Annotated in this window: 21 protein-coding genes, 3 pseudogenes and 1 riboswitch; of the genes and pseudogenes, 20 read left to right on the top strand and 4 right to left on the bottom strand. The window is 71.6% G+C overall.

The window, feature by feature from the left end; all coding sequences use genetic code 11:
• Positions 1-92 precede the first annotated feature (92 nt).
• Complete coding sequence (gene mfd / locus AMK21_RS18740; RefSeq protein WP_073879380.1) at positions 93-3,626, top strand: transcription-repair coupling factor; 3,534 nt, start codon at positions 93-95, stop codon at positions 3,624-3,626.
• Between the two features lie 51 nt (positions 3,627-3,677).
• Positions 3,678-3,834, top strand: a pseudogene (locus AMK21_RS36115) (GntR family transcriptional regulator); the annotation flags it as partial.
• A 34-nt stretch (positions 3,835-3,868) separates the two neighbouring features.
• Here AMK21_RS36115 and AMK21_RS18735 read toward each other — a convergent pair.
• Positions 3,869-4,459, bottom strand: coding sequence for a TetR/AcrR family transcriptional regulator (locus AMK21_RS18735; protein WP_073879378.1), 591 nt, complete (start codon positions 4,457-4,459; stop codon positions 3,869-3,871).
• A 128-nt stretch (positions 4,460-4,587) separates the two neighbouring features.
• Between AMK21_RS18735 and AMK21_RS18730 the strand changes: the two genes are divergently transcribed.
• Both AMK21_RS18730 and AMK21_RS18725 read left to right on the top strand, forming a co-directional pair.
• The gene (locus AMK21_RS18730; protein ID WP_073879376.1) at positions 4,588-5,460 is read left to right on the top strand and encodes an SCO6745 family protein; all 873 of its coding nucleotides are present in this window, start codon (positions 4,588-4,590) and stop codon (positions 5,458-5,460) included.
• Between the two features lie 148 nt (positions 5,461-5,608).
• Positions 5,609-6,397: an HNH endonuclease family protein gene (locus tag AMK21_RS18725; protein WP_073879374.1), complete on the top strand. Its 789-nt coding sequence runs from the start codon at positions 5,609-5,611 to the stop codon at positions 6,395-6,397.
• A gap of 46 nt (positions 6,398-6,443) precedes the next feature.
• Here the strand turns inward: AMK21_RS18725 and AMK21_RS18720 are convergent, their stop codons facing one another.
• Complete coding sequence (locus tag AMK21_RS18720) at positions 6,444-7,109, bottom strand: hypothetical protein (RefSeq protein ID WP_073879372.1); 666 nt, start codon at positions 7,107-7,109, stop codon at positions 6,444-6,446.
• Positions 7,110-7,303: 194 nt separating this feature from the next.
• Here AMK21_RS18720 and AMK21_RS18715 point away from each other — a divergent pair, with 194 nt between their 5' ends.
• Together AMK21_RS18715 and AMK21_RS36110 are read left to right on the top strand one after the other, a co-directional pair.
• Positions 7,304-8,050, top strand: coding sequence for an N-acetyltransferase (locus AMK21_RS18715; RefSeq protein ID WP_073879370.1), 747 nt, complete (start codon positions 7,304-7,306; stop codon positions 8,048-8,050).
• A 124-nt stretch (positions 8,051-8,174) separates the two neighbouring features.
• Positions 8,175-8,306 (top strand): annotated as a pseudogene (locus AMK21_RS36110) (cysteine hydrolase); the annotation flags it as partial.
• A 45-nt stretch (positions 8,307-8,351) separates the two neighbouring features.
• Here the strand turns inward: AMK21_RS36110 and AMK21_RS18705 are convergent.
• On the bottom strand, positions 8,352-9,074 hold the full coding sequence (locus tag AMK21_RS18705) for a hypothetical protein (RefSeq protein WP_073879368.1): 723 nt from the start codon (positions 9,072-9,074) through the stop codon (positions 8,352-8,354).
• Between the two features lie 282 nt (positions 9,075-9,356).
• Here AMK21_RS18705 and AMK21_RS18700 point away from each other — a divergent pair, with 282 nt between their 5' ends.
• The 5 genes from AMK21_RS18700 (at position 9,357) to AMK21_RS18680 (ending at position 15,904) form a co-directional block, all read left to right on the top strand.
• Positions 9,357-11,696 carry an N-6 DNA methylase gene (locus AMK21_RS18700; protein ID WP_073879366.1) on the top strand — a complete coding sequence of 780 codons (2,340 nt, stop codon included), beginning with the start codon at positions 9,357-9,359 and terminating at the stop codon, positions 11,694-11,696.
• A 102-nt stretch (positions 11,697-11,798) separates the two neighbouring features.
• Positions 11,799-12,410: a hypothetical protein gene (locus tag AMK21_RS18695; protein WP_073879364.1), complete on the top strand. Its 612-nt coding sequence runs from the start codon at positions 11,799-11,801 to the stop codon at positions 12,408-12,410.
• The gene (locus tag AMK21_RS18690; protein ID WP_073879362.1) at positions 12,407-14,044 is read left to right on the top strand and encodes a serine/threonine-protein kinase; all 1,638 of its coding nucleotides are present in this window, start codon (positions 12,407-12,409) and stop codon (positions 14,042-14,044) included. Before AMK21_RS18695 ends, AMK21_RS18690 begins: the two co-directional genes overlap by 4 nt.
• Before the next feature lie 155 nt (positions 14,045-14,199).
• The gene (locus AMK21_RS18685; protein ID WP_073879360.1) at positions 14,200-14,856 is read left to right on the top strand and encodes a SurA N-terminal domain-containing protein; all 657 of its coding nucleotides are present in this window, start codon (positions 14,200-14,202) and stop codon (positions 14,854-14,856) included.
• A 64-nt stretch (positions 14,857-14,920) separates the two neighbouring features.
• Positions 14,921-15,904, top strand: a complete 984-nt coding sequence (locus tag AMK21_RS18680) for a nucleoside triphosphate pyrophosphohydrolase (RefSeq protein ID WP_073879358.1) — start codon at positions 14,921-14,923, stop codon at positions 15,902-15,904.
• A gap of 54 nt (positions 15,905-15,958) precedes the next feature.
• On the opposite strand, the gene AMK21_RS18675 is transcribed toward AMK21_RS18680, so the two are convergent.
• A complete protein-coding gene (locus tag AMK21_RS18675) occupies positions 15,959-17,206 on the bottom strand; it encodes a cytochrome P450 family protein (protein WP_073879356.1) in 1,248 nt (415 codons plus the stop codon).
• 341 nt (positions 17,207-17,547) lie between these two features.
• Here AMK21_RS18675 and AMK21_RS18670 point away from each other — a divergent pair.
• The 9 genes and pseudogenes from AMK21_RS18670 to AMK21_RS18625 all read left to right on the top strand — a co-directional run.
• Positions 17,548-17,811: pseudogene (locus AMK21_RS18670) on the top strand (cytochrome P450); the annotation flags it as partial.
• Positions 17,812-18,010: 199 nt separating this feature from the next.
• On the top strand, positions 18,011-19,066 hold the full coding sequence (locus AMK21_RS18660; RefSeq protein WP_073879354.1) for a transglycosylase family protein: 1,056 nt from the start codon (positions 18,011-18,013) through the stop codon (positions 19,064-19,066).
• Positions 19,067-19,357: 291 nt separating this feature from the next.
• Positions 19,358-19,554: riboswitch (cyclic di-AMP (ydaO/yuaA leader) on the top strand.
• Between the two features lie 5 nt (positions 19,555-19,559).
• The gene (locus AMK21_RS18655) at positions 19,560-20,276 is read left to right on the top strand and encodes a transglycosylase family protein (RefSeq protein ID WP_073879352.1); all 717 of its coding nucleotides are present in this window, start codon (positions 19,560-19,562) and stop codon (positions 20,274-20,276) included.
• A gap of 343 nt (positions 20,277-20,619) precedes the next feature.
• Positions 20,620-21,900 (top strand): phosphopyruvate hydratase, encoded by a 1,281-nt coding sequence (eno, locus tag AMK21_RS18650; protein ID WP_073879351.1) that lies wholly within the window; start codon positions 20,620-20,622, stop codon positions 21,898-21,900.
• Positions 21,901-22,010: 110 nt separating this feature from the next.
• The gene (locus tag AMK21_RS18645) at positions 22,011-22,481 is read left to right on the top strand and encodes an FtsB family cell division protein (RefSeq protein WP_073879349.1); all 471 of its coding nucleotides are present in this window, start codon (positions 22,011-22,013) and stop codon (positions 22,479-22,481) included.
• A gap of 59 nt (positions 22,482-22,540) precedes the next feature.
• Complete coding sequence (locus tag AMK21_RS18640; protein WP_073879347.1) at positions 22,541-23,125, top strand: DUF501 domain-containing protein; 585 nt, start codon at positions 22,541-22,543, stop codon at positions 23,123-23,125.
• A complete protein-coding gene (locus AMK21_RS18635) occupies positions 23,122-24,063 on the top strand; it encodes a Ppx/GppA phosphatase family protein (protein ID WP_073879345.1) in 942 nt (313 codons plus the stop codon). The genes AMK21_RS18640 and AMK21_RS18635 overlap by 4 nt, the downstream gene beginning before the upstream one ends.
• Before the next feature lie 31 nt (positions 24,064-24,094).
• Positions 24,095-25,090: an arsenic resistance protein gene (locus tag AMK21_RS18630; RefSeq protein WP_073879343.1), complete on the top strand. Its 996-nt coding sequence runs from the start codon at positions 24,095-24,097 to the stop codon at positions 25,088-25,090.
• A 387-nt stretch (positions 25,091-25,477) separates the two neighbouring features.
• Positions 25,478-26,866: an NAD(P)/FAD-dependent oxidoreductase gene (locus AMK21_RS18625; protein ID WP_073879341.1), complete on the top strand. Its 1,389-nt coding sequence runs from the start codon at positions 25,478-25,480 to the stop codon at positions 26,864-26,866.
• Positions 26,867-26,985: the final 119 nt, after the last annotated feature.

Here is a 26,985-nt window from a genome sequence, read left to right as displayed (position 1 = left end):
TCGTCCCACGTGTCGGGCTCTTCGCGTTGCCCCCTGGCAGCAGCCGGCTGCCGGGAACATCTCATCACCTCATGACCCGGACGGATGCCCCTATGAGCCTGCACGGTCTGCTGGATGTCGTCGTAACGGACCCGGCGATCGCCGAGGCGGTGAAGGCCGCCGCCGACGGCCACCGCATGCGTGTCGACCTGGTGGGTCCGCCCGGCGCCCGGCCGTTCGCCGTGGCCGCGCTGGCCCGGCAGACCGGCCGGACCGTGCTGGCCGTCACCGCGACGGGCCGGGAGGCCGAGGACCTGGCCGCCGCCCTGCGGACGCTGCTGCCGCCGGACACGGTGGCGGAGTTCCCGTCCTGGGAGACCCTGCCGCACGAGCGCCTCTCGCCCCGCTCGGACACCGTGGGCCGCCGCCTCGCCGTGCTGCGGCGCCTGGCGCACCCGCGCGAGGACGACCCGGAGACGGGTCCGATCTCGGTGGTCGTGGCGCCGGTCCGTTCTGTGCTCCAGCCGCAGGTCAAGGGGCTCGGCGAGCTGGAACCGGTGGCGCTGACGAGCGGGCAGAACGCGGACCTGGGGGAAGTGGTGGACGCGCTGGCGGCCGCCGCGTACGCGCGGGTGGAGCTGGTGGAGAAGCGGGGCGAGTTCGCCGTACGGGGAGGGATCCTGGACGTCTTCCCGCCGACCGAGGAGCACCCCCTTCGGGTGGAGTTCTGGGGCGACGACGTCGAGGAGATCCGGTACTTCAAGATCGCCGACCAGCGTTCCCTGGAGGTCGCGGACCATGGGCTGTGGGCACCGCCCTGCCGTGAGCTGCTGCTGACCGACGCGGTACGGGAGCGAGCGGCGGCCCTCGCCGAGGCGCACCCGGAGCTGGGCGAGCTGCTCGGCAAGATCGCGGAGGGCATCGCGGTCGAGGGCATGGAGTCGCTGGCCCCGGTCCTGGTCGACGACATGGAGCTGCTGCTCGACGTCCTGCCCAAGGGGTCGATGGCGCTGGTCTGCGACCCGGAGCGGGTCCGGACCCGGGCGTCCGACCTGGTCGCCACGAGTCAGGAGTTCCTCCAGGCGTCGTGGGCGGCGACGGCGGGCGGCGGCGAGGCCCCGATCGACGTGGGCGCGGCCTCGCTGCGGAGCATCGCGGACGTCCGGGACAGGGCCCGTGAGCTGGGGATGATGTGGTGGTCGACCTCCCCGTTCGCGGCCGAGGACGCCGACCACGACGAGGACACGCTCAAGCTGTCGATGCACGCCCCGGAGGCGTACCGGGGCGACACCGCCCGGGCGCTCGCCGACACGAAGGGGTGGCTGGCCGACGGATGGCGCACGGTGTACGTCACCGAGGGCCAGGGGCTCGCCACCCGTACGGTCGAGGTGCTGGGCGGCGAGGGCATCGCGGCCCGCTTCGTGCCGGACCTCGCCGAGATCGCCCCTTCCGTGGTCCACGTCTCCTGCGGGGCGATCGACCAGGGGTTCGTCGACCCGGCGCTGAAGCTGGCGGTGCTCACCGAGACGGACCTGACCGGCCAGCGCACCGCCACCAAGGACCTGGGCCGGATGCCGGCCCGCCGCAGGAAGACGATCGACCCGCTGACGCTGGAGGCGGGCGACTACATCGTCCACGAGCAGCACGGTGTCGGCCGGTACGTGGAGATGGTGCAGCGCACGGTCCAGGGCGCGACGCGTGAGTACCTGCTCGTCGAGTACGCCCCCGCCAAGCGCGGCCAGCCGGGCGACCGGCTCTACATCCCGACCGACCAGCTGGAACAGGTCACCAAGTACGTGGGCGGCGAGGCTCCGACCCTGCACCGGCTCGGCGGCGCCGACTGGACGAAGACGAAGCAGCGGGCCAAGAAGGCGGTCAAGGAGATCGCCGCCGACCTGATCAAGCTGTACTCGGCCCGGATGGCGGCCCCCGGCCACTCCTTCGCCCCCGACACCCCGTGGCAGCGGGAGCTGGAGGACGCGTTCCCGTACGCGGAGACGCCGGACCAGCTCTCCACGATCGCCGAGGTCAAGGAGGACATGGAGAAGACGGTCCCGATGGACCGGCTGGTCTGCGGCGACGTCGGGTACGGCAAGACGGAGATCGCGGTCCGGGCGGCGTTCAAGGCGGTGCAGGACGGCAAGCAGGTGGCGGTCCTGGTCCCGACGACGCTCCTGGTCCAGCAGCACTACGGCACGTTCACCGAGCGGTACTCCCAATTCCCGGTCAACGTAAGAGCATTGAGCCGCTTCCAGTCCGAAACGGAGTCCAAGGCAACCCTCGCAGGCCTGAAGGACGGCTCGGTCGACCTGGTGATCGGCACCCACCGCCTCTTCTCGGCCGACACGAAGTTCAAGGACCTGGGCCTGGTCATCGTGGACGAGGAGCAGCGGTTCGGCGTGGAGCACAAGGAGCAGCTGAAGAAGCTCCGCGCCAACGTCGACGTCCTCACGATGTCCGCGACGCCCATCCCCCGCACGCTCGAGATGGCGGTCACCGGCATCCGCGAGATGTCCACGATCACCACCCCGCCGGAGGAGCGCCACCCGGTGCTGACCTTCGTCGGCCCGTACGAGGAGAAGCAGATCGGCGCGGCGATCCGCCGTGAACTCCTGCGCGAGGGCCAGGTCTTCTACATCCACAACCGGGTCGAGTCCATCGACCGGGCCGCCGCCCGCCTGCGCGAGATCGTCCCGGAGGCGCGGATCGCCACGGCACACGGCCAGATGTCCGAACAGGCCCTGGAACAGGTGGTGGTGGACTTCTGGGAGAAGAAGTTCGACGTCCTGGTCTCCACGACGATCGTGGAATCCGGCATCGACATCACCAACGCCAACACGCTGATCGTGGAGCGCGGCGACAACTTCGGCCTCTCCCAACTCCACCAGCTGCGCGGCCGGGTGGGCCGAGGCCGAGACCGGGGCTACGCCTACTTCCTCTACCCCCCCGAGAAGCCCCTGACGGAGACGGCCCACGAGCGCCTGGCCACCATCGCCCAGCACACGGAGATGGGCGCGGGCATGTACGTGGCGATGAAGGACCTGGAGATCCGCGGCGCGGGCAACCTGCTGGGCGGCGAGCAGTCCGGCCACATCGCGGGCGTCGGCTTCGACCTGTACATCCGCATGGTCGGCGAGGCGGTCGCCGACTACCGGGCCCAGATGGACGGCTCCGTGGAGGAGGAGCCCCCGCTGGAGGTCAAGATCGAGCTCCCGGTCGACGCGCACGTCCCGCACGACTACGCCCCCGGCGAGCGGCTGCGCCTCCAGGCGTACCGCTCGATCGCCCAGGCCACCTCGGAGGACGACATCCGCGCGGTCCGCGAGGAGCTCACCGACCGCTACGGCCCCCTGCCCGAACCGGTCGAGAACCTCCTCCTGGTGGCCGGCCTGCGCATGCTGGCCCGCGCCTGCGGAGTCGGCGAGATCGTCCTCCAGGGCTCCAACATCCGCTTCGCCCCGGTGGATCTCCGCGAATCCCAGGAGCTGCGCCTCAAGCGCCTGCACCCCAAGACGGTCATCAAGCCGACCGCCCACCAGATCCTGGTCCCGCGCCCGACGACGGGCAAGATCGGCGGGAAGCCGGTGGTGGGGCGCGAACTGCTGTCGTGGACCGGGGAGTTCCTGACGACGATCCTGGGGTCGTAAGTCTGGAGTCCGCTGTACGTCGGCCCCGCCGGAATTCCGGCGGGGCCGACGCGGTACCGCCTCCTCCGCCTCCCCGGCGACCTGCCGGTCCTGCGCACCTTGCGGGTGGTGTTCAGCGACGACGACCGGCCCACCGTGGGCCACGGTGATGGCCGAGACGGGTCGTCTGTACGAGGTGCGGTACGAGTTCACGCCCGAAACCGGCTGAGGTCACCGGCCAGGGGGCGGCTGTCCGTTCGTCGTCAGTCGCCGCCCCGGCTGTCAGGAGTGAAGATCAGGCCCGTGAGGGACCGGAAGACCGCATCCGGCTCCCGGCCCTCCATCGCCTCCGCCAGGTTGCCGCTGAGCAGCAGGGTCGCGAAGCCGTGCGCCAGGGACCAGGCGGCCACCCCCGCGAGCCGGTCGTCCCCGCCCCGGCCGCCCGGCGGGAGGTCCGCCACGCCCGCGCGCAGCGCCTCGGTCGCCCGCGCCTTGGAGGCGAGCAGCTCCGGATCGTCGGTGCGGTAGAGGTCCGGCTGGAACATCACCTGGAAGTGCGCGGGGTGCGTCGCCGCGAACCGTACGTACGCGACGCCCCGCTCCCGCAGGTCCGGAGCCCCGGCCAGGGCGTCGGCGAACAGGGCGTACCCCTCGGCGGCCACGGCGGTCAGCAGGCCCGTGCGGTCCTTGAAGTGGTGCGCCGGAGCGGCGTGCGAGACGCCGGCCCGGCGGGCGAGGTCGCGCAGGCTCAGGGCGGCCGGACCGTTCGCGGCGATGACGTCGAGGGCGGCGGCCAGGATGGCGCGCCGCAGGTCGCCGTGGTGGTAGGTGCGCTCGCGCTCGCTGCTGCTCATGACGCCACCCTAGCCGTCATCTAGTCATTGACAAGTTCTGGCGGCGCGCGCATGCTGGAGACTCAATCTAGTCACTGGCAAGATTCGCGCTTCCCGGTAGGGAAGGGCGGGGAGAGAAGGCGGAGATCATGACCGGCGAAGCGGCGCGCGTGCGGCAGATGTGGCACCTCCTGGAGCCCCTGCACGCCGTCCTGTACTACGCACCCGAGGCCTTCAGGGAGGCCGCCGCGCTGGGGTACGACACCGAGGAACGCTGGGCGAGCTACTTCGCCTGGCGCGCGGCTCCGCTCGGTGCGGCCGGGGCGGACGAGGTGGTGCGGACGTTCCACAGCTTCGCCCCGGCGGCGGTGGCGCGGTACGTACCGGCGAGCTGGGCGACCGCCCCGCCCCAGGCCGTGCTCGCGGCCCGGCTGCGGGCGGTCGACCGGTCCTACCGGGCGTTGTTCGGGGACCGGAGGGTGGAGGGGGCCGGTTTCGCCGAGGCCGCCGCGCTGGCTCGGCGGGCGGCGGAGTCGACGACCCCAGGTGCCCTGGGCGCCCTCGGCCCCGCCAACTCCGCCCTGCCCTGGCCGGACGCCCCGCACCTCGCCCTCTGGCAGGCGGCGACCGTGCTGCGCGAGCACCGGGGCGACGGGCACATCGCCGCGCTCCAAGCGGCCGGTCTCGACCCGGTCGAGACGCTGGTCTCCTTCGCGGCGGTCGGCGCCGCCCGCCCCGAGGTCTTCGCGAGCCGTGGCTGGGGCGAGCAGGAGTGGGGCGCGGCTCGGCGCCGGCTCCAGGAGCGCGGGCTGCTGGCGGCGGACGGCACGGCCACGGAGGCCGGGCGCGAGCTGCGCGCGAAGGTGGAGCTGCGCACCGACGAGGAGGCCGCCGCGCCGTGGCGGGCTCTGGGAGAGGAGGGGCGCGTGCGGCTCGCGGAGCTGCTGGGGGAGCCGTGGTTGGAGATCATCGGCTCGGGGATGCTGCCCGGTGAGAACACGCTCGGCATCGGCAAGGTCTGAGCGCTCATGGACTGAGTGCGAGGCCCCGTCCCCCTCCCGGCCCTCGGGGGGCGGAACGGCTGAAGGCGAGTCATGAAAGCACCCTCGACGGGGAAGACGCCCATAGGATTCTGAGCGTTCGGCTTTCTCCCCGTCAGGATGGCTTCACGTGATATCTCCCCGTACGTACCGAGCGGCGGCCCTGCCCGCCCTCAGCGCCCTCGTCGTGCTCGCCCTGGCCGGCTGCGACCCCGACGACCTCGCGGCGGAGAGCGGCGGCGGCACCAGCGGCGGTGCGAACGGCGGCGCACAGTCCGCCGAAGGCTTCGGCGTCAGCCCGCTGGACAACCCCGACGGTACGAAGCCGGGCCTGGCGCCTCTCACCGGCGACGCCGACCGGGCCGCCGCCCGCAAGATCATCGAGAAGGTCGCCACCAAGGGCCGCGGTCCGAAGACCGGCTACGAGCGGAGCAAGTTCGGCTCCGCGTGGAAGGACGGGATCGACGGCATCCCGCTCGCCCGGAACGGCTGCGACACCCGCAACGACCTCCTCGCCCGCGACGGCAAGGACATAGAGCACCGCTCGGGCTCCGACTGCGTCGTCGTCTCGCTGAAGCTCAAGGACCCCTACACCGGCAAGTCCATCGACTGGCGCAAGCAGCGGGCGACCGAGGTGCAGGTCGACCACGTGATGCCGCTGTCCTACAACTGGCAGATGGGCGCCGCCCGCTGGAACGAGACCAAGCGGCAGCAGATCGCCAACGACCCGCTCAACCTCCTGCCGGTGGACGGCCCGGCCAACAACGCCAAGCGCGACTCCGGCCCGGCCGCCTGGCTGCCGCCGTACAAGCCGGTCCGCTGCTCGTACGCGGTGCGGTTCGCCCAGGTCTCGCTGAAGTACGAACTCCCGGTCACCGCTCCGGACAAGCAGGCCATGCTCGCCCAGTGCGGGGGGTGAGCCGGCCGCCCGGCGGGACCACGGGCCGTGGTCCCGCCGGACGCCCCTAGACCTTGCCGCCGCAGATCACGTTGTACGGCCGGCCCATCGCCATCATCAGCTGCATCGGCTCCGTGGTCGCCGCCGGGCACTCCTCCTTCTCCTTGACGAGGTCGAGCACCTTGAAGGCGTCCGGCCCGGCCGACGCGCAGGCGATCTCCTTGGCGGTCGACGTGATGCAGTCGCCCTTCACCAGTTGTCCGCCGCCGGCGCCCGCGTCCCCGGGGTGGTCACCGGTCAGGTTGCGGCCGCAGACGGTGTTGGTGGGGATGCCGCTGCTCTTCTTGTTGTCGCCGGAGCCGAAGACCCGGGAGACCTGGATGATCAAGTCCGTTCCGGCCGGGCACTGGATCGCGTTGGGCATGATGCTGGCGCTCTTGATCTCCAGCGCCTCGAAGGTCGCCCCGGCGTCGTCGCAGTCGAACGCGCGGTAGCCGTCCGGCTTGTTCTCCGGGTCCGGCCCTCCGCAGTCGCCGACCTCCCACGAACCGCCCTTGCCGTCCGAGGCGGAGGAAGGGGACGAGGACGCCGAGGACGACGAGGAGGAGTCCTTGTCACCGAACACCTTGGACGCGCCGTAGCCCAGGCCCAGAATCACCGCGAGCACCAACAGGCTCTGCAGACACCCGGCTCCTCTCCGGGGGCGGGGCGGCGTACTGCCTGGCTGGCTCATGGGGCTGCTCCTCATCGCGTGGCGCTCGGGGTACGAAGTCACGGGTGGGGACGCGACATGGACACCTCATGGTTCCCGCCGGGTCGCGGTGGGTCCCGGGGCTTTTGGCGGGTGTCGCCGGGCGGACCTCCCCAGGGCCCGGCGCGTGGAAAACCCCTGGTCGCAGGTGGTGCCGCCTGGTTAGCATCGGCCGCATGGAACTGCACATCACCACGCTCGCCGAGCGCCCCGAGCTCACCGACGCCCTGGACCGGATGCCGGACAACTGGCCGGAGTTCGTCCTGGAGGACATCGTCGGCTGGGCCAGCTTCGGGCGGATAGCCGTCGAGTTCCCGCAGTACGTCCTGGTCGCCACCGGCCCGGACGGCAGCGTGGTCGCCCGCGCCTACAGCGTTCCCTTCGAGCTGAACGCCCCCGGGCGCGGCAAGCTGCCCGTGGGCGGCTGGGACCGGATGCTGCTGTGGGCGTTCTCGGACCTGCGGCGCGGGCGGACCCCCGACACCGTCGGTGCGCTGGAGATCACGGTGGCCACCGGCCATCAGGGCAAGGGGATCTCGGGCCGCATGCTGGCAGCGATGCGGGAGAACGCGGGGCGGCACGGCTTCGGCGAGGTCGTCGCCCCGGTGCGGCCGAGCGGCAAGCACCTGCGGGCCGCACTGTCGATGGAGGAGTACGTCCGGCTCACCCGAGCCGAGGACGGGCTGCCCGAGGACCCGTGGCTGCGGGTCCACGTCCGGGCCGGCGGGGTCGTGGACTCGGTGGCCCCGGTGTCGATGACGGTGAGCGGGACGCTGGAGCAGTGGCGGGGGTGGACCGGGCTGCCTTTCGACACGGAGGGTCCGGTGGAGGTGCCGGGCGCGCTGGTGCCGGTGCACTGTTCGCCGACGCACGGGTACGCCGTCTACACCGAGCCGAACGTGTGGGTGCGGCACCGGGTGTGAGGGGGCGGCCCAGCGGTGAGGTCGCGCCCTTGGCGGTGAGGTGGCGCCCGGGGGATCCGGCGGTACGTGACTCCGGTGCGCCAGCGACCCGTCGGCGTTAGCGTGGCTGCCCGTGCCGCACACCCCCGGCCCGTACGCCGCGCCGGGGGCGTCGATCGCCCACCACGACGAGATCTACCGGAACCTGCGCTTCCCCGGGCGGACCATCCGCGTCCTGCCCGCCTCCGAGGTGAACTTCACCCAGGAGAGCGCTTCAGTCGGCAGCGCACCTCACCGGGAGCGCACCTCACCTGGGCCGACTTCACTGTCCCAGGTCGACGATGTCCTTTGCTGCGGGCTTCTTCGCCAGGACCGGCTGGTTGAACTCCGACAGGTTCAGCGTCATCGGCTCCTCGCCGCCCTTGGACGTGATCCGCAGGATGTAGGGGTCGCCCTCGGCGGCCACCAGGAACGTGTGGGTCTCCTTGCCGTCCTTCTCCGTCAGCCGCAGGGCGGGCTTTCCGCCGACCTTCGCCTCGCCCGCCTTCCGCGCCTCGGTGTCGTTCGCCTCGATGCTCTTCAACAGCCCCTTCAGGTCGCAGAACTCGATCATGTCCTTGGTGTCCGGGTCGGACGCCTTCGACTCCATCCACCGGCCCGCCAGCAGCTTCACCGCCGCGTCGACCTCCTCGGCGGGCTCTCCCTCGCTCTCCTGGCGCAGCAGAGCCTCGTCGTACTTCGTGTAGACGGTGTCGCCGGTCTTGATGATCTCCACGGTCCCCTTCGGGCCTATGGCCATGGTCCCGGTGCACTCCCCGGAGGTGCTGCTGGAGAAGTCGGCCTTGACCCGGCCGTCCGTGGTGTCCATGTCGAGGGAGAGCCGCATCGACTCCGCCTTCTTCGTCGTGGTGAGCGCCTTGTTGGCGACTTCGGGCCCCGAAAGGTCCCCGAACGGACCGCTGTCGGCGCCCGCGCCACAGGAGACGAGGGCCAGGAGAGCCGTCGCGCAGACGGTGTTGACGGCGATACGGGTGACGAGACGCATGGCGAAGCTCCGGTGAATGGGCGAGGAAGGTGATCAGGTGTGTGAACGAGGCAATAAGAGCAGAGCTTGTGAACCGAGTCAACATCGTTCACGCGTGACGGGTCGGGTAATGCTGCTCCTGGGTGTCGTCCGAGTAAGTCGCTATGCTCGCGACACAGCGTGAACAGCGCTGGAGGACGTCGGACGGTGTCGGACGGCTTGACGGCGTCGGACGACGTGAGCAGACCTGGACGGTGCGGGCCGGGCGGACCGGGCAGCGCGGGCGAAGCGGGGAGACAGTCAGTGCCGGAGCAGGCGACAGAGGTGACCGCGGCGGGGATCGCGCGTCTCGCGGGAGTGGGGCGGGCCGCCGTCAGCAACTGGCGGCGGCGCCACGCCGACTTCCCCAAGCCCGTCGGAGGCACCGAGACCAGCCCCTCCTTCGCGCTGCCCGACGTGGAGCGGTGGTTGCGCGACCAGGGGAAACTCGCAGAAGTCCCGCTCCGTGAACGTGTCTGGCAGCAGGTGACCGGGCACCCGGAAGGCGCGGTCACGGCCCTGATCCACACCGGCTGCGCCCTGCTGCTCGTCCGCGACCGGCCGACCGCGTGGCTGGAGCTGACCGCCGTCTCCGACGAGCGGATGGCCGCCGTGCTGCCGCACGCGATGGAGGAGGTGCTCGGTGCCCGGCTCGGCCCGGACGCGGAGGTACGGGCCCGCAGCGGCGACCCCGTCCCGCCGGGCCGCGCGGCGCCGCCGATGGGCGGTGCTGCCGCTGCCGGTCGGCCCTCTGCCGACCGGCCTGCCGTCGGTTCACCGGTCGCTGGTCCGCCCGCCCCTGGAGGAGTTCGCAAGGCTGCGGGCGTTCTCGGCGACGCCTCGGCTGTTCACAGCCCGTCGGCCGTTCACACCACCCGCGCTGTCCCCACCCCCTCCACCGACGCCCTCCTCCCCTCCGTCCCGCTCCTCCGCGCCGCCGCCGAGCTGGCCGCCGGGATCGGGGCCGGGCAGACCTTCGAGTTCCTGTTCGGCCGGAAACTCGACGCCAACCCGCGGCAGTACACGCTCACGCCCCGCGGCCTCGCCGAGCTGATGGCCGCCCTCGCGGAGACCGGCAAGGACACGGACCCGCCGGGCGGCAGACGGCCTGTCCGCAGCGTCCTGGACCCCGCCGCCGGTACGGGGACGCTGCTGCGCGCGGTCGCCGGGCCCGCCGAGCTCCTCGCCCAGGAGGCGGACCCCGCCCTCGCCGCGCTCACCGCCCTGCGCCTCGCCCTCCACGGCGACGGCTCGCCGCGCAACACCCCCGCCCGGACCGTACGGGGCGGCGACGCCCTGCGCGCCGACGCCTTTCCGCGACTCGCGGCCGACACCGTGCTCTGCCACCCGCCGTTCAACGACCGCAACTGGGGCCACGACGAACTGGCCTACGACCCGCGCTGGGAGTACGGCTTCCCCGCCCGCACCGAGTCCGAACTGGCCTGGGTCCAGCACGCCCTGGCCCGCCTGCGCACCGGCGGCACCGCCGTCCTGCTGATGCCGCCCGCCGCCGCCTCCCGCCGCTCCGGCCGCCGCATCCGGGCCGACCTCCTGCGCCGGGGCGCCCTGCGTGCGGTGATCGCCCTGCCGGCCGGAGCCGCACCCCCGTACGGCATCCCGCTCCACCTCTGGGTCCTGCGCAAGCCGGGCGGCGAGCTCCGCCCCGTCCCCGAACTCCTCCTCGTGGACACCACGGACCCCGCCGAACCGGGTGCGGCGACGGGAACGCAGACGAGCGGCGGCCGCGACCGGCTGGACTGGCCCGCCGTGCACGCCGCCGTACTCGACGCCTGGCGCGACCGGGCGGACCACCCCGGAGTCAGCCGGGTCGTGCCCGTCATCGAACTCCTCGACGACGACGTGGACCTGGCCCCCGCCCGCCATCTGCCCCGCCCCGCCGCCCGGGGCGGAGCGGCCGGTCTCGAAGACGTACGGGAGAGGCTGGGTGACACCCTGCGCCTCACCGCCGACCTCACCCCGCCGCCGGCCGAACTCGCCGCCCCGGCCCACTGGCCGCTCACCACGGTCGGCGAACTCGCCCGCGCCGGAGCACTGTTGCTGCGTACGGGTACGGGCACAGCCCCACGCACAGGCACAGGCACTGCCTCCGTCCTCACCGAGCACGACGTCCTCGCGGGCGCGGCCCCCTCCGGCACCCCCGCCCCGGCCCCCGCCGGCAGCGGAACCCCCACCGTCTCCGACGACCCCGTCCTCCTCGAACCCGGCGACGTCATCGTCCCCGTCCTCGGCGGCGGCTCCGTCGCCCGGGTCGTCGACGAGGCGACCGCGGGCGCCGTGCTCGGCCGCAACCTCCAGCTCCTGCGCCCCGACCCGGCCGCCATCGACCCCTGGTTCCTCGCCGGGTTCCTCCGCGGCACCGCCAACCACCGGCAGGCCAGCAGCTACGCCTCCACCGCCGCGCGGCTGGACGCCCGCCGCCTCCAGTTGCCCCGGCTGCCGCTGGCCGAACAGCAGCGGTACGGGGAACAGTTCCGCGCGCTCGCCGCGTTCGAGGACGCCCTGCGGACGGCGGGACGGCTCGGCGGGCAGCTGGTGAGGGGGATGTACGACGGGCTGACGGACGGTACGGTCACGCCCCGGTGACCTCATGGGCAACGGTTGGGCACAACCGGGGACGGTCTGTCGGCGGCGGTGTATACGCTCACCTCACACGCCCGACTCACGTACGCCTCCCAGGAGCAGCACATGCACGGCTACGGCTATCCGCCGCAGCAGCCGCCGACGCCCCGGCCGTCCTCGGGGACGCTCACCACGCTGCGCGCGATCTTTGTTGTGCTGACCGTGCTGAGCTGCGGGTTCCTCGGGTGGGTGGCGATGCTGAGGCTCGCGGTCGTCACCCGCAAACCCCGTGACTGGTGGCTGCTCGCGGTCACGGTCGTCCTCACCATCGGCCTGTTCGCGTTCTTCGCGGCCCTGCCCGAGGAGGACGAGATGACGGACGCCCAGGCGCTGATCGGGGTCGGGTGGCTCATAGCGATCCTGGTCGGTGTCATCACGTACTACCTGATCATGGAGACACGCCACTTCGCGGCGCCCGGACCGCACGACACCCGGACGCCGGTGCCCGGCCCCGCGACAACCCCGTACCGGCCGGCCGTCCACCAGCACCCGCCCGCCCAGGTACAGAACCAGACGCCGGTCCAGCCCCAGGCCCAGCACCCGACGCCGCCGCCCGCCCCGAACCCGTACACCGTCCCGACCCCGCCGCCCATCCCCGCGCCCCAGCGGCTCGACCAGGTCCGAGCCGAGCTGGACGAGCTCAGCGACTACCTCCGCAAGGAGGGCGAAGGCCGGTGAGCAACCGGGTCATCGCCGGGCGGTACGAGCTGGCCACCATCCTCGGCCAGGGTGGCATGGGCCAGGTGTGGACGGCGTACGACCAGCGCCTGGACCGCCGCGTCGCCGTGAAGCTGCTGCGCCCGGACCGGGTCGCCGGGCCCACCGGCAGCGACGCCGCCGACGAGCTGCGCCGCCGGTTCGTCCGCGAGTGCAGGGTCACCGCGCAGGTCGACCACCCCGGCCTGGTCACCGTCCACGACGCGGGCAGCGACGGCGACGACCTCTTCCTCGTCATGCAGTACGTGGAGGGCGCCGACCTCGCCGACCACCTCGCCGAGCAGGACCCGTACCCGTGGCCCTGGGCCGTCGCGGTCGCCGCGCAGCTCTGCGCGGTCCTGTGCGCGGTGCACGCGGTGCCGATCGTGCACCGCGACCTGAAGCCCCGGAACGTGATGGTCCGGCCCGACGGCTCCCTCACCGTCCTCGACCTGGGTGTCGCCTCCGTCCTCGACACGGACACCACCCGCCTCACGCACACCGGTTCACCGATCGGCTCCCCGGCCTACATGGCCCCCGAGCAGGCGATGGGCGGCGCGGTCGGCCCGTACACCGATCTGTACGCCCTCGGGGTGGTCCTGCACGAACTGCTCAGCGGGGACGTGCCGTTCGCCGGGTCCACCGCCCTCGGCGTCCTGCACCGCCACCTCTACGAGCCGCCGGTCCCCGTCCGGCAGGGCAGGCCCGAGGTCCCCGCAGCCCTGGAAGCGCTCGTACTGCGGCTGCTCGCCAAGGACCCGCAGGAGAGGCCCGCCTCCGCGCAGGAGGTGTACGAGGAGCTGGCCCCGCTGCTGCCCAAGCACGGGACGCCCGCCGGGCCCCTCGACCCGACCCGCCCCTTCCTGCGCCCGCACGCCCCCTGGCCGGACCGGGCCACGACCCCGGCCTCCGCGCCCGTACCCGCAGCCGTCTCCGTACCGTCGCAGGCCCAGGCCGGCACCACCCCCTGGCCCGCCGTCGCCTCCCTCCTCTCCCCGCCCCCGCCGCTCACGGCGCCGGTCGACTTCACCCCGCCGCCCGCCCGGCCGGACGTCGCCCAGGCCGTGGACGAGGTCAAGAAGCTGCTCGGCGAGGGCCGGATCACCCAGGCCGTGGACATCCTCGGCGCCATCCTCCCGGCGGCCGCCGCCGAGCACGGCGAGCACTCCCCGGTCGTCCGCATCCTGCGCAAGCAGTACGCGGCGACGCTGATGGACGACGGGCAGTACCGCCGCGCCCTCCCGGAGTTGCGGCGCCTCGCGGAGGACCGCACGGCCGAGACGGGACCGGCCGACATCCAGGTCCTCCAGTTCCGATACGACGCCGCCCAGTGCCTGGAGCAGCTCGGTGAGGCCACGGCCGCGCTCGGCGAGTACCGCGCGGTCCTCCCGTACTACGAGAACGCCTACGGGGCCGTCACCACCGACCCCGGCCGGGCGCTCGACATCCGCCACCGCATCGGGCAGCTCCTGCTCGCGGTCGGGGACCACACGGCCGGCCGCGCCCAGCTCCAGGCCCTGCTGTACGACGCGGAGCGCACGTACGGGCCTCACCACCCCCTCCCCGTCGACCTGCGCCGCCGACTCAGCCATCAGCAGGACGTCCGGGGCGGCTGAGTCCGGGGCCACCGCCGCACCACACCCCAACTCCTCCGAATCGTTGGTCGGATCAGTTCGTTGGTCGAATCAGTGGCACCGATCACATCCACTGCCTAACATCGGTCACCGCAAGGCTTGTGCACCGATGCACAAACTCTCCACGGGAGGCTCCTTTGCACCGCCGTCGTCGCACCGCGCTCGCCGTCTCCGCCGCAACCCTGCTCGCGGCCCCACTCCTGGCCGCCTGCGGCAACGAGGCCCACCCCGGTGCCGCGGCCGTCGTGGGCGGCGAGCGGATCGAGGTCCGGTCGGTCCAGGCCCAGGCGGCCGACGTCCGCGCCGCCCAGGAGAGCTCGCCCGAGGCCACCCAGCTGGTCAACAAGTCGGGCCAGCTCAACCGTGCCAAGCTGCACGGGCTGATCTTCGGCCGGATCCTGGACAAGGCCGCCGAGGACGCCGGGGTCACCGTCACCCGCAAGGAGATCCAGGAGGCCCGGACCGCCGGCCGCGCGCAGTACGGCGGCGAGGAGCAGCTGCGGGCGATGATGCTCCAGCAGCGCTGGGTCGCCCCGGACCAGATCGACGGCGACATGCGCCAGGAGGTGCTGCTCCCGAAGCTGGCCGAGGCGCTCGGCGCGGACCTCGGCACCCCCGCAGGCCAGCAGGTCGTCGGCGAGGCGCTGACCAAGGCGTCGAAGCAGCTGAAGATCGAAGTCAACCCGCGCTTCGGCGCCTGGGACGACCAGAAGATGCAGCTCGGCAGCTACAAGGCGCCGTGGATCAGCCAGGTCACCGAGTTCGCACCGCAGGACCCGCAGGCGGGTGCCTGAGCCGGTCGCCGTTCGGGCACCCGCCGGGCGCCTGACCCGGCGGCGTGCCGGGTAGGTTCGCGGGGTGAACGCTGAAGCCCCCGGCGACCCCGGCCGTATCGTCCTGCTCACCGCCAGCCACCGGGTCGCGCCCGGTCTGCTGTCCTGGCCGGCCTGGCAGACGCTGCACGCCGCCGACCAGGTCCTCAACTCCGACCCGGACCACCCGCAGCTGCCCTACCTCCGCGAGGCGGGCGTCCGCGTCGAGCACGCGGCGCCCTCCGCCGACGAGCTGGTCGCCGCCTGCGCGGGCGGCCGGAGCGTCGTCGTCCTGGTGGGCGGCGAGGGCGACAGCCGGCTGACCGACGGCCTGGCCCGGCTCGGCGGCTCGGGCCGGGTGGCCATGCCGGACCTGGAGCTGCTCCCCGGCTCGTACGACCTGCCCGGCGCCCGCCTCCTGGACCTGGTCCAGGTCATGGACCGGATCCGCCGGGAGTGCCCCTGGACCTCGCGGAAGACGCACAAGGGCCTCGCGAAGTACGCCATCGAGGAGGCGTACGAACTGGTCGAGGCGATCGAGGACGGCGACCGGGACGAGCTGCGCGAGGAGCTCGGCGACGTCCTGCTCCAGGTCGTCTTCCACGCGCGCATCGCGGAGGAGGATCCCGAGGAGCCGTTCGCCATCGACGACGTGGCGGGCGGCCTCGTCGAGAAGCTGATCCACCGCCACCCGCACGTCTTCGGCGACGAGAGCGCCGAGACCCCGGAGGACGTCCACGCGCACTGGCTGCGCACGAAGGCGATCGAGAAGCAGCGCACCTCGGTCACCGAGGGCATCCCCCTCGGCCAGCCCGGTCTGGCCCTCGCCGCGAAGCTCGGCAGCCGCGTCCGTACGGCCGGCCTCGACGTCCCCCTCCCCACCGGCGACACCATCGGCTACGAGCTCCTCGCCCTCGCCGTACGCGCCGAGGCGAACGGCACGGACCCGGAGGCCGCCCTGCGCGCGGCGGCCCGGGCGTACAGGGACGCGATCGTGGCGGCGGAGGGCGGGGGGCCGGGGGCCCGGTAGGTGTGTGGGTGCTCTCCGCCTCGAAGCCTCTGCGGCACGGGACCGGCACCATGGTCAACTAGCCGGTGCTTCCGGTGTGAACTCCACCGGAAGGGTGCGCAGGCCTCGCATGATCAGGCCGCCACGCCACCGCAGATCGGCCGGATCTACCGCGAGCCGCAGGTCCGGCAGACGGCGGAACAACGTCTCCAGAGCAGTGCGCCCCTCCAGCCGCGCGAGGGGTGCACCGAGGCAGTAGTGGATGCCGTGCCCATACCCCAGGTGCTGGTTGTCCCGGCGGGCGAGATCGAGAGTGTCGGGGTTCTTGAACCTCTCGGGGTCGCGGTCCGCCGCCGCGAGCACCACGAGGACCGGGTCACCTCTTCGAATCGGCTGCCCTCCGATTTCGAGCCTCTCGGTGGCGTACCGCCAGGTTGCCAGCTCCACCGGGCCGTCGAAACGCAGCAGTTCCTCCACGGCACTATCGATGAGGGGGCCGTTGCCTTGCTCTACCGCACCCTGGAAAACGGATCGCTGAGCAGGGTTCCGGAAGAACGCATGGGCGCTGTTGCCGATCAAGTTGATGGTCGTTTCGAAACCCGCGAACAGGATCACGAACGCCATTGCGGCGGCCTCGTTCTCGGTGAGGTGCTCGCCATGGTCGCTCGCCCGGATCAGATCCGAAATCAGGTCGTCGCCGGGGTCGGCGCGCTTCTTGTGAATCAGCTCGGAGAGGTAAGCACGAATCTTTCTCACGGAGCGGGCGACGCCGCCGCGGGGGCCTCCGCCGTGCCGGATCATCATCCCGGCCCAGTCACGGAAGTCGTCTTGGTCCTCGCGGGGTACGCCGAGCAGGTCGCAGATGGCGTAGATGGGGAGCGGGAAAGCGAATTCATGGATGAGGTCGGCTTCCCCCTTCTCCGCGAAACCGTCGATGAGGCTGTTCGTCAGCTCTTGGACCCGTGGCGCGAAGAGCGCGGCCCGGCGCGGGGTGAACGCCTTGGATACGAGTCGTCGCAGCCTGGTGTGGTCCGGCGGGTCGATGTTGAGCAGGTGCGTCATGAGGCCCGCGCCGCGCTCCCCCGGGATTCCGGTCTTGGCGCGGCCCTGGGCGTCATCAGCGTGATGCTCGGGGTTCTTGGAGAGCCGTGCGTCGGCCAGCGCCTGCCGCGCGTCGGCGTAACGTGTCACGAGCCACGCTTCCACTCCGGACGGCAACTCTGTCCGATGCACGGGTGCGTGCTCCCGCAGCCAGGCGTACGCGGGATACGGATCGGTCGCGAACTCCCAGGAGAAGAGTTCCGGAGTCGGGGTGTCGTTCATCCGGCGACGGTATCGGGCGCTTGTGCGGCGAGAGCCCATTGGCATGGCGTTGAGATCTCGACCCGGAGGCTTGTGACGCTCCAGGGCAATCACGAGGACAGCAAAGCGTAGTGCTGTCGCAGCATGGCGGTGCGAGGACGGCAGACGGTGGAGAGCGCTGTAGTGAGCGCAACGAGGCCGGAACCTTCCCGGCGGTGTGCAGCCACCCCGGGGACGGAACGGTCTCGGAGGGCTGAACATGCCCATCGTGGCACGCCCCTGCCTACCCGAATCCGCCGCGATCATCGTGGCGAAATATGCCCGTGCCTCCACCCTGGACCAGCTCGACGGCTTCGGCGCTGACGCTCGACCTGTCACGGAGTGACAACCAGCGCCTCGGCTACGGTCACGGAATCCACTACTGCCTGGGAGCGCCGCTGGCCCGGCTGGAGGGCCAGGCCGCGGTGGCGACGCTGCTGAAACGCCTTCCTGGCCTGCGACTTGCTGAAGAACCCGGCGATCTGCGTCGGCGTGGCGGGCTCATCATGCGCGGACTGCGCACCCTGCCGGTGGAGTTCGAGCCCGGACGCCGCCTCGAAACAAGTGACACGCTGTCACCTCTGTGACTTTCACGTGATCTGCGCTGCATCGACTTGTGACATGCGTTCGAGTCCCGCTAGGTTCACGGTTCGACGTGGCGGCCGCTGTTCACCGTTGGCCCCGTCCGTCACATGCTCAACAGCGCTGTGCGCTCAACGGCGCCACGTGCCCAACCGCTTCATGCTCCTCAGTTCCTGCTTGTCAGTCGCACGGAAGGCATATCCCATGGGCTCCGCGAACGGCAGACACCGCCGCCCTCGTCAGGCACCCGCCATCGTCGTCGCCGCAGGCGTGACCGGATCGGCCATCGCCATTCCGCTCCTCGGTGCGGCGGGCGCACACGCAGCCGACGCCACCACCTGGGACCGGGTCGCGGAGTGCGAGAGCGGCGGCATGTGGAGTGCCGACCTCGGCAACGGCTACTACGGCGGGCTCCAGTTCTCGCAGGAGACCTGGTCGGCGTACGGCGGCGACGCCTTCGCGGAGCGGGCCGACCTGGCCAGCCGCTCGCAGCAGATCTCCGTCGCCGAGAAGGTCCTGGACGACAAGGGCCCGCAGGCGTGGCCGAGCTGCGCGGTGATCTCGGGCCTCGCGGTGGACGGCAGCCTGCCCGGTGTCGACCCCGGTACCGCGCCCTCCACCGACTCCACCCAGGACCCGACGACCGCCCCGGCGGACGAAGCGGATGAAAAGGGTGAAGCGGAAGGTTCCGGTAACACGGGCTCGACCGGCAACACGGGCACCACGGACTCGGTCGGCAAGGCGGACGGAACCGGCAAGGGTGCGAAGAAGGGCGGCGGCGACACGCCCGGCCCCTCGGTGCCTTCCACGCCCCCCGCCGGCGGAAAGACCAAAACCCCCGGCTCTCCTGACGCCTCGCGGCCCTCCACTTCCGCTCCCGACGCCTCGCAGGGCACCGACAGCACCGGCGGCAAGCACCGCGGCGCTCCGGCCCCCGACGAGACCGGTGCGGTGGGCCGGGCGGACGACCCCCGGGAGTCCGGCCGTCACGCCTCGCGGGGTGAGGGTGACGCGCGGGACGGCGGCGCGGTCGCCGGCGGCTACACCGTGCAGCCCGGGGACAGCCTCTGGGCCATCGCCGACGCCCAGGAACTCCCCCAGGGCTGGACCGGCCTGTACGAGGCCAACAAGGACCTCCTGGGCTCCGACCCGGACCTGATCCTGCCCGGCCAGAGCCTGGATCTGGGGCTGGGTCAGGGCGCCGGGGAAGGTGTCGAGGCGAGCGCCGGGGCAAGCGCCGAGGCGCCCGCCGCCAACTGATCGAATTCGGGAAAACACCCCAAAATCGCGGGTAGTTCAGAGGCCTATGTCCACTTATGCGTAAGTGAGACATGGGTCTCTTTGCTGCAACTGGCGTGTCGCGTCCGCCCGCTCGGCGTAGATCCCCTCCGACCTGCGGAAACGATCCGTCAGGGTGAGCAAGTAAGCGCCGATTGGCCTAGTATGTCCATCTTTGAATGTCGGGGTTGCCTGTGTTTACGGTCGGAACCGCTCGCACCGCGGGCCCCGTCGACCGTCACGCCGAATCCTGCCGTCGGTCGAAGGGAACAGACGCGTAAAGCGCCGTAGGCAGGAGCGGGGGACCCAGGTAGGCCGCCGGGTCCGTACAGCCCCTTCGAAGGGCAGTCCCTTCGAAGTCGGGACGTACGGGAACGGCTTGGGGTGAAGTCGTGCGCAAGGTCGCGCGACCGGGCAACTCATCAGCCCGAACCCGACAGCTCACCTCGTAGGCGTCGGTGAGGAGATCCGTTCCATGCTGCTTAACAGCAAGGGCAAGCACCGCCGCCCCTCGAAGACCGTCCGTTTCGCCACCCTCGCGGGCATCACCGGTGCCGCCGTCGCCGTCCCGCTGATGGGCGCGACCAACGCTTCCGCCGCCTCCGTCGAGACCTGGGACGCCGTCGCCCAGTGCGAGTCCGGCGGCAACTGGTCCATCAACACCGGCAACGGCTACTACGGCGGGCTGCAGTTCTCGCAGTCGAGCTGGGCCGCCGCCGGCGGTACGCAGTACGCCTCCCGCGCCGACCTGGCCTCCAAGGACCAGCAGATCGCCACCGCCGAGAAGCTCCTCGACATGCAGGGTCCGGGCGCCTGGGCCTGCGCCGGCGCCGGCGGCCTCACCAACGACGGTGTGGACCCGGGCGTGAACACCGGCTCCGGCCAGTCCGCGAGCAAGCCCGAGAAGGCGCAGCCGGAGCGCAAGGCCGAGCAGCCCACCACGCGCAGCGAGCAGCGCACCGCCCCGGCCGCACCCAAGGCCGAGAGCTCCAAGGAGACCGTCACCACCCCGACCGGTGAGAAGGTCCAGAAGGGCGACGGCGAGTACAAGGTGAAGTCCGGCGACACGCTGAGCAAGATCGCTCAGAAGGAAGGCGTCGAGGGCGGCTGGAGCAAGCTCTTCAAGCTCAACGACGACATCGTCAAGGACGCGGACCTGATCTTCCCGGGTCAGCAGCTCCACCTGAAGTAACAGCCGTCTCTCCTCCCCGGGGGGAGGGGGCCGGCGGCACCCTCCCCCGCACGGCTCCCCGGCCCGGCGCGCTCCCCCCGTGCGCGCCGGGCCGGGGTTTTTCCGTGGGAGGGGCGCGGGCGGGCGAGGGGATCCGTTCACTTCTTGTCGGCAGCACGCCGCCGCTGCTTGTTACTGCTCAGTAGATTTCTAGAGATTTGTCCCGTGATGCTGGCCCTTGGGTCCTTTTTCGTCCCAGGAGACGGGCGGTCGGCCGACTGACGCGGCCGGGCCGGTTAGGCTCGTGTCGCAAGGCCACAGTGACCCTGCACAACCAGTGTCATATCCCAGAAGGAGATGCCTCGTGCCGTCCATCGACGTCGTCGTAGCCAGGGAAATCCTCGACTCCCGGGGCAACCCCACGGTCGAGGTCGAGGTTGGCCTCGACGACGGCAGCACGGGCCGTGCTGCCGTTCCGTCCGGCGCCTCCACCGGTGCGTTCGAGGCCATCGAGCTTCGCGACGGTGACCCCAACCGCTACATGGGCAAGGGCGTGGAGAAGGCCGTCCTCGCCGTCATCGAGCAGATCGGCCCGGAGCTCGTCGGGTACGACGCCACCGAGCAGCGCCTCATCGACCAGGCGATGTTCGACCTGGACGCCACCGAGAACAAGGCCTCGCTCGGCGCGAACGCCATCCTCGGTGTCTCGCTCGCCGTCGCGCACGCCGCCTCCGAGGCGTCCGACCTGCCGCTCTTCCGCTACCTCGGCGGCCCGAACGCGCACCTGCTGCCCGTTCCGATGATGAACATCCTGAACGGCGGCTCGCACGCCGACTCCAACGTGGACATCCAGGAGTTCATGATCGCCCCGATCGGCGCGGAGTCCTTCTCCGAGGCCCTGCGCTGGGGCGCGGAGATCTACCACACGCTGAAGAAGGTCCTCAAGACCAAGGGCCTGTCCACCGGACTCGGCGACGAGGGCGGCTTCGCCCCGAACCTGGAGTCCAACCGCGCCGCCCTGGACCTCATCGTCGAGGCCATCAAGGAGGCCGGCTACGTCCCGGGCCGCGACGTCGCACTCGCGCTCGACGTCGCCGCGTCCGAGTTCTACAAGGACGGCGTCTACGAGTTCGAGGGCAAGTCCCGCTCGGCCGCCGAGATGACCGAGTACTACGAGGAGCTCGTCTCCGCGTACCCGCTGGTCTCCATCGAGGACCCGCTGTACGAGGACGACTGGGCCGGCTGGAAGGTCATCACCGACCGCCTGGGCGCCAAGGTCCAGATCGTCGGCGACGACCTCTTCGTCACCAACCCGGAGCGCCTGGCCCGCGGCATCGAGGAGGGCTCCGCCAACGCCCTGCTCGTCAAGGTCAACCAGATCGGTTCGCTGACCGAGACCCTGGACGCCGTCGAGCTGGCCCAGCGCAACGGCTTCAAGTGCATGATGTCGCACCGCTCCGGTGAGACCGAGGACGTCACCATCGCCGACCTCGCCGTCGCCGTGAACTGCGGCCAGATCAAGACCGGCGCCCCGGCCCGCTCGGACCGCGTCGCCAAGTACAACCAGCTGCTGCGCATCGAGGAGATCCTCGACGACGCCGCGGTGTACGCGGGCCGCTCCGCCTTCCCGCGCTTCAAGGGCTGATCCCTTCTCAGGGCTGACCCGCGGCCCTGAGACGGTAGCCTCCGCCCGTCCCCGCACCCGGTCCCGTACCGTGTGCGGGGACGGACGTGCGTAACGGGGAGGCGGGAGACATGGCCGGGAAGGACCGCGACCGGTTCTCCACCGCGACCAGGCTGCGACTGCTCGGCGAGCAGACCGCGGCCCGCGTGTACCGCTCCCAGAACCGCCGCCAGGCCCGCCGCTCCCGGCTCACCGGCCGGGCCGCGTTCCTGGCGCTGGTGGTCTGCTCCCTGGTGGTCGCGCTCGCCTACCCGATGCGTCAGTACGTCTCCCAGCGCGACGAGATCGCCGAGCAGGAGCGGCTCTCGCAGGAGGCGAAGGCGCGCACCGAGGAGCTGCGGGACGAGAAGGCGCGGCTCCAGGACGACGCGTACATCATGCGTCTGGCCCGCCAGCACCTCCATTACGTCCTCCCCGGCGAGACCGGCTACATCGTGGCCGACCCCGACGCGGTGGAGGACCGCCGCGCAGACCCCGGCGCGAACCACCGCCCCTGGCACTCGAACGTCTGGGACGGCGTGGACAGCGCCGACCGCGACTGACGTCCCTCCTCCCACACGACCGTTCCCCCGACGAGCTTCCGAGCAGAACCTAGGCAGGCATGGAAACGCCCCCTCCGCAGACCGAGTCCACCAAGCCCACCGACGCGGACATCGCCGCGTTCGAGCAGCAGCTCGGCCGCCCGCCGCGCGGCCTGCGCGCCATCGCGCACCGCTGCCCGTGCGGCAACCCGGACGTGGTGGAGACCCAGCCCCGTCTGGAGGACGGCACGCCGTTCCCGACGACGTACTACCTGACCTGCCCCCGGGCGGCCTCGGCGATCGGCACGCTGGAGGCGAACGGGGTCATGAGGGAGATGACGGCCCGTCTGGAGACCGACCCGGAGCTGGCCGCCGCCTACCGGGCCGCGCACGAGGACTACATCACCCGACGTGACGCCATCGAGGTCCTGGAGGGCTTCCCGAGCGCCGGGGGCATGCCGGACCGGGTGAAGTGCCTGCACGTCCTGGTCGGCCACTCGCTGGCCGCCGGGCCCGGGGTGAACCCGCTGGGCGACGAGGCCATCGCCATGCTGCCGGAGTGGTGGGCCAAGGGCCCGTGCGTCACGCCGTGCACCGAGGCGGGCGAGGGCGGCCACTTCACCGCGCGCCCCCTCGACGGCTCCACGGAAGGGCAGGGCGCATGACCAGGGTCGCCGCCGTCGACTGCGGTACGAACTCCATCAGGCTCCTCGTCGCCGACGCGGACCCCGCCACCGGCTCCTTCACCCAGCTGGACCGGCGGATGACGATCGTCCGCCTCGGTCAGGGCGTCGACCGGACCGGCCGGCTCGCCCCCGAGGCGCTGGAGCGCACCTTCGCGGCCTGCCGCGAGTACGCCGCGGTGATCGAGGAGCTGGGCGCCGAACGCGTCCGCTTCGTGGCCACCTCCGCCTCCCGCGACGCCGAGAACAGCGAGGAGTTCGTCTCCGGCGTCCGGGACATCCTGGGCGTCGAGCCCGAGGTGATCACCGGCGACCAGGAGGCGCAGCTCTCCTTCGACGGGGCCACCAAGGAGCTGGCCGGCGGCGACCATCTGGCCAAGCCCTACCTGGTCGTCGACATCGGCGGCGGCTCCACCGAGTTCGTGCTCGGCTCGGACGAGGTCGAGGCGGCCCGCTCCGTGGACATCGGCTGCGTGCGGATGACCGAACGTCACCTGTTCGCGGACGGGGCCGTGGTGGACCCGCCCACCCACGAGCGGGTCGCCGCGATCCGCGCGGACGTCGACGCCGCCCTGGACGTGGCCGCCGGGACCGTGCAGCTGACGGAGCCCGGCACGCTCGTCGGCCTGGCGGGCACGGTCACCACGATCGCGGGGATCGCGCTGGAGCTGGAGGAGTACGACTCCGAGGCCATCCACCACTCCCGGGTCTCCCGCGGCCAGGTCCGCGCGATCACCGAGCACCTCCTCCAGTCGACCCACGAGGAGCGCGCCGCGATCCCCGTGATGCACCCGGGCCGGGTCGACGTGATCGCGGCGGGCGCCCTCGTCCTGCTCGCCGTGATGGAGCGGACGGGCGCGCACGAGGTCGTCGTCAGTGAGCACGACATCCTGGACGGGATCGCCTGGAGCGCCGCATAGCAGCCCGGGCAGGGGTGGGGGACGTCACGGTATGACCGGCGCACCGCGCGGGGCCGGCGAGCGGCTGGAACGCCACCAGGTGGCCGTCTATCTCGCCGCGATGGCCGTCGGCGCCCTTCTCGGTCTCGCGGCGCCTTCCTTCGGGCCGGGTCTCCAGCACCTCATCAACCCCGTCCTGGGCGCGCTCCTGTTCGTGACCTTCCTTCAGGTCCCGGCGGCCGAGCTGCTGCGCTCGCTGCGCGACGGGCGCTTCCTCTTCGCCGCGCTGGTGGTGAACTTCGTCGTGGTGCCGCTCGTCGTCGCCGCGCTGTTCACGTTCCTGCCCGCTGACCGGGCGGTGCGCCTGGGCGTGCTGCTCGTGCTGCTCTGCCCCTGCGTCGACTACGTGATCGTCTTCAGCGGTCTCGCCGGGGGCTCGGCCCGTCGGCTCCTCGCCGTGACCCCGGTCCTGCTGGTCGCGCAGATGGTGCTGCTGCCGGTGTTCCTGTACGCGTTCCTCGGCTCCGGGCTCGCCGACATCGTGGAGGCGGGACCGTTCCTGGAGGCGTTCGCCTTCCTCATCGTCATCCCGCTCGCGCTGGCCTGGGGGCTTCAGGCCTGGGCGGGTCGGCGGGAGAGCGGGCGGAAGATGTCGGACGCCGCCACCACGACGATGGTCCCGCTGATGGCCGCGACCCTGCTGGTCGTCGTCGCCTCCCAGGTGCCGAAGGTGGGCGGGAACCTCACCGACGTCGCCGCGGTCGTCCCCTTCTACGCGGCGTTCCTGGTGGTGATGGCCTTCGCCGGGAAGGCGGTGGCCCGGCTCTTCCGGCTGGACGTGCCCGGCGGGCGGGCGGTGGTCTTCAGCGGGGCGACGCGCAACTCCCTGGTGGTGCTCCCCCTCGCGCTGTCCCTGCCCGCCCCGTACGCGATCGCCGCCGTCGTGGTGGTCACGCAGACCCTCGTCGAGGTCGTCGGCATGGTGCTCTACGTCCGGACCGTGCCCCGGCTCCTGCCCGCTCAGTCGCAGCGCCACCTGCACCTTTGAGCCGCCCTGGAGCCCTGCTGGGCCGCTCGGGGGACCCTTCCGGAGAGGCGCCGCCACAAAGTTCGTGAACTTCTTCACAAGGAATTCGGCCCTGTTGGGCGAAGTTCGTCCCCGCAAGGGCCGTACGGGCCGTATCAGGGGCCTCGCGGAAGGCGTACGGGCGCGCTCCGGGGGTGTTGCGCAGGTGGGAAAAGGGGTGCCGTCGCGGGGCTCCTGGAGGGTCAAGGGCCAGCTCACAGGCGGTCAGGAACGTTTCCCGGGGCGTTGCGGTTCCCCTGCGGGGCCATGACCTGGGTCACGTGGGCGGCGAAGTGTAGCAGAGGGTGGGTGAATCCTTGTGAAGGGGCTCACGAGCACCCCCCTGGGGCGAGGTGGATACTCGATGGCATGAGCACCACGGAGCGTCCCAGGATCCTCGTTGTAGGCGGTGGGTACGTAGGCCTGTACGCAGCTCGTCGCATTCTGAAGAAGATGCGATATGGAGAGGCGACCGTCACGGTCGTCGACCCGCGGTCGTACATGACGTACCAGCCCTTCCTCCCCGAAGCTGCCGCAGGCAGCATCTCGCCTCGGCATGTCGTCGTCCCGCTGCGACGCGTGCTGCCCAAGGCTGAGGTTCTCACCGGTCGTGTCACGACCATCGACCAGGACCGCAAGGTCGCCACGGTCGCGCCGCTCGTCGGCGAGGCCTACGAGCTGCCCTTCGACTACCTGGTCATCGCGATGGGCGCGGTCTCCCGTACCTTCCCGATCCCCGGCCTCGCCGAGCAGGGCATCGGCATGAAGGGCATCGAGGAGGCCATCGGCCTGCGCAACCACGTCCTGGAGCAGCTGGACAAGGCTGACTCCACGACCGATGAGAACGTCCGCCGCAAGGCGCTGACGTTCGTCTTCGTGGGCGGCGGTTTCGCCGGCGCGGAGACCATCGGCGAGGTCGAGGACATGGCGCGCGACGCGGCGAAGTACTACACCAACGTGAAGCGTGAGGACATGCGCTTCATCCTGGTCGACGCCGCCGACAAGATCCTTCCCGAGGTCGGCCCGAAGCTGGGCGCCTACGGCAGGGAGCACCTGGAGAGCCGCGGCGTGGAGATCTACCTCTCCACCTCCATGGACTCCTGCGTCGACGGCCACGTGGTGCTCAAGAACGGCCTGGAGGTCGACTCCAGCACCATCGTGTGGACCGCCGGCGTGAAGCCGAACCCGGCGCTCGCCCGCTTCGGTCTGCCGCTCGGCCCCCGCGGCCACGTGGACACCTCCGAGAAGCTCCAGGTGCAGGGCACCGACTACATCTGGGCCGCGGGCGACAACGCCCAGGTGCCGGACATGGTCGGCCGCCGCGCCGGCAACCCGAACGCATGGTGCCCGCCCAACGCCCAGCACGCGCTGCGTCAGGCGAAGGTCCTCGGCGACAACGTGATCTCCGGCATGCGGGGCTTCCCGCAGAAGGAGTACAGCCACGCCAACAAGGGTGCGGTCGCCGGTCTCGGCCTGCACAAGGGCGTCGCGATGATCGTCATGGGCAAGGTGAAGATCAAGCTCAAGGGTCGGCTCGCCTGGTACATGCACCGTGGCTACCACGGCATGGCGATGCCGACCTGGAACCGCAAGATCCGGGTCTTCGCCGACTGGACCCTCGCGGTCTTCCTGAAGCGCGAGGTCGTCTCGCTCGGCGCCATGGAGACGCCGCGCGAGGAGTTCTACGAGGCCGCCAAGCCGGCCCCGGCCCCGGCCGTCGCCGCCAAGTCCGAGGGCGAGAAGGCCAAGGCCTCCTGACCCACCGGTGAAGCGCTCCGCGCGGAGCGCACCGTACGACGCCCGAAGGGGCCGTCCGCCATCCGTGGTGCGGACGGCCCCTTCGGCGTATCCGTGGCCGTGTCCACCGGGGGCCGGCG

This window comes from Streptomyces sp. CB00316, assembly GCF_001905595.1.
Taxonomy (GTDB): Bacteria; Actinomycetota; Actinomycetes; order Streptomycetales; family Streptomycetaceae; genus Streptomyces.
This window is presented reverse-complemented; position numbering and strand designations above follow the sequence as displayed.

What these genes read in the sequence shown, in the direction of transcription:
- AMK21_RS18655 (WP_073879352.1), top strand. Translation starts at nt 19,560, where the DNA reads ATGCTGCTTAACAGCAAGGGCAAGCACCGCCGCCCCTCGAAGACCGTC.
- AMK21_RS18660 (WP_073879354.1), top strand. Translation starts at nt 18,011, where the DNA reads ATGGGCTCCGCGAACGGCAGACACCGCCGCCCTCGTCAGGCACCCGCC.
- AMK21_RS18705 (WP_073879368.1), bottom strand. Translation starts at nt 9,074, where the DNA reads ATGCGTCTCGTCACCCGTATCGCCGTCAACACCGTCTGCGCGACGGCT.
- AMK21_RS18735 (WP_073879378.1), bottom strand. Translation starts at nt 4,459, where the DNA reads ATGAGCAGCAGCGAGCGCGAGCGCACCTACCACCACGGCGACCTGCGG.
- AMK21_RS18715 (WP_073879370.1), top strand. Translation starts at nt 7,304, where the DNA reads ATGGAACTGCACATCACCACGCTCGCCGAGCGCCCCGAGCTCACCGAC.
- AMK21_RS18635 (WP_073879345.1), top strand. Translation starts at nt 23,122, where the DNA reads ATGACCAGGGTCGCCGCCGTCGACTGCGGTACGAACTCCATCAGGCTC.
- mfd (WP_073879380.1), top strand. Translation starts at nt 93, where the DNA reads ATGAGCCTGCACGGTCTGCTGGATGTCGTCGTAACGGACCCGGCGATC.
- AMK21_RS18630 (WP_073879343.1), top strand. Translation starts at nt 24,095, where the DNA reads ATGACCGGCGCACCGCGCGGGGCCGGCGAGCGGCTGGAACGCCACCAG.
- AMK21_RS18720 (WP_073879372.1), bottom strand. Translation starts at nt 7,109, where the DNA reads ATGAGCCAGCCAGGCAGTACGCCGCCCCGCCCCCGGAGAGGAGCCGGG.
- AMK21_RS18730 (WP_073879376.1), top strand. Translation starts at nt 4,588, where the DNA reads ATGACCGGCGAAGCGGCGCGCGTGCGGCAGATGTGGCACCTCCTGGAG.
- AMK21_RS18675 (WP_073879356.1), bottom strand. Translation starts at nt 17,206, where the DNA reads ATGAACGACACCCCGACTCCGGAACTCTTCTCCTGGGAGTTCGCGACC.
- AMK21_RS18640 (WP_073879347.1), top strand. Translation starts at nt 22,541, where the DNA reads ATGGAAACGCCCCCTCCGCAGACCGAGTCCACCAAGCCCACCGACGCG.
- AMK21_RS18625 (WP_073879341.1), top strand. Translation starts at nt 25,478, where the DNA reads ATGAGCACCACGGAGCGTCCCAGGATCCTCGTTGTAGGCGGTGGGTAC.
- AMK21_RS18695 (WP_073879364.1), top strand. Translation starts at nt 11,799, where the DNA reads ATGCACGGCTACGGCTATCCGCCGCAGCAGCCGCCGACGCCCCGGCCG.
- AMK21_RS18645 (WP_073879349.1), top strand. Translation starts at nt 22,011, where the DNA reads ATGGCCGGGAAGGACCGCGACCGGTTCTCCACCGCGACCAGGCTGCGA.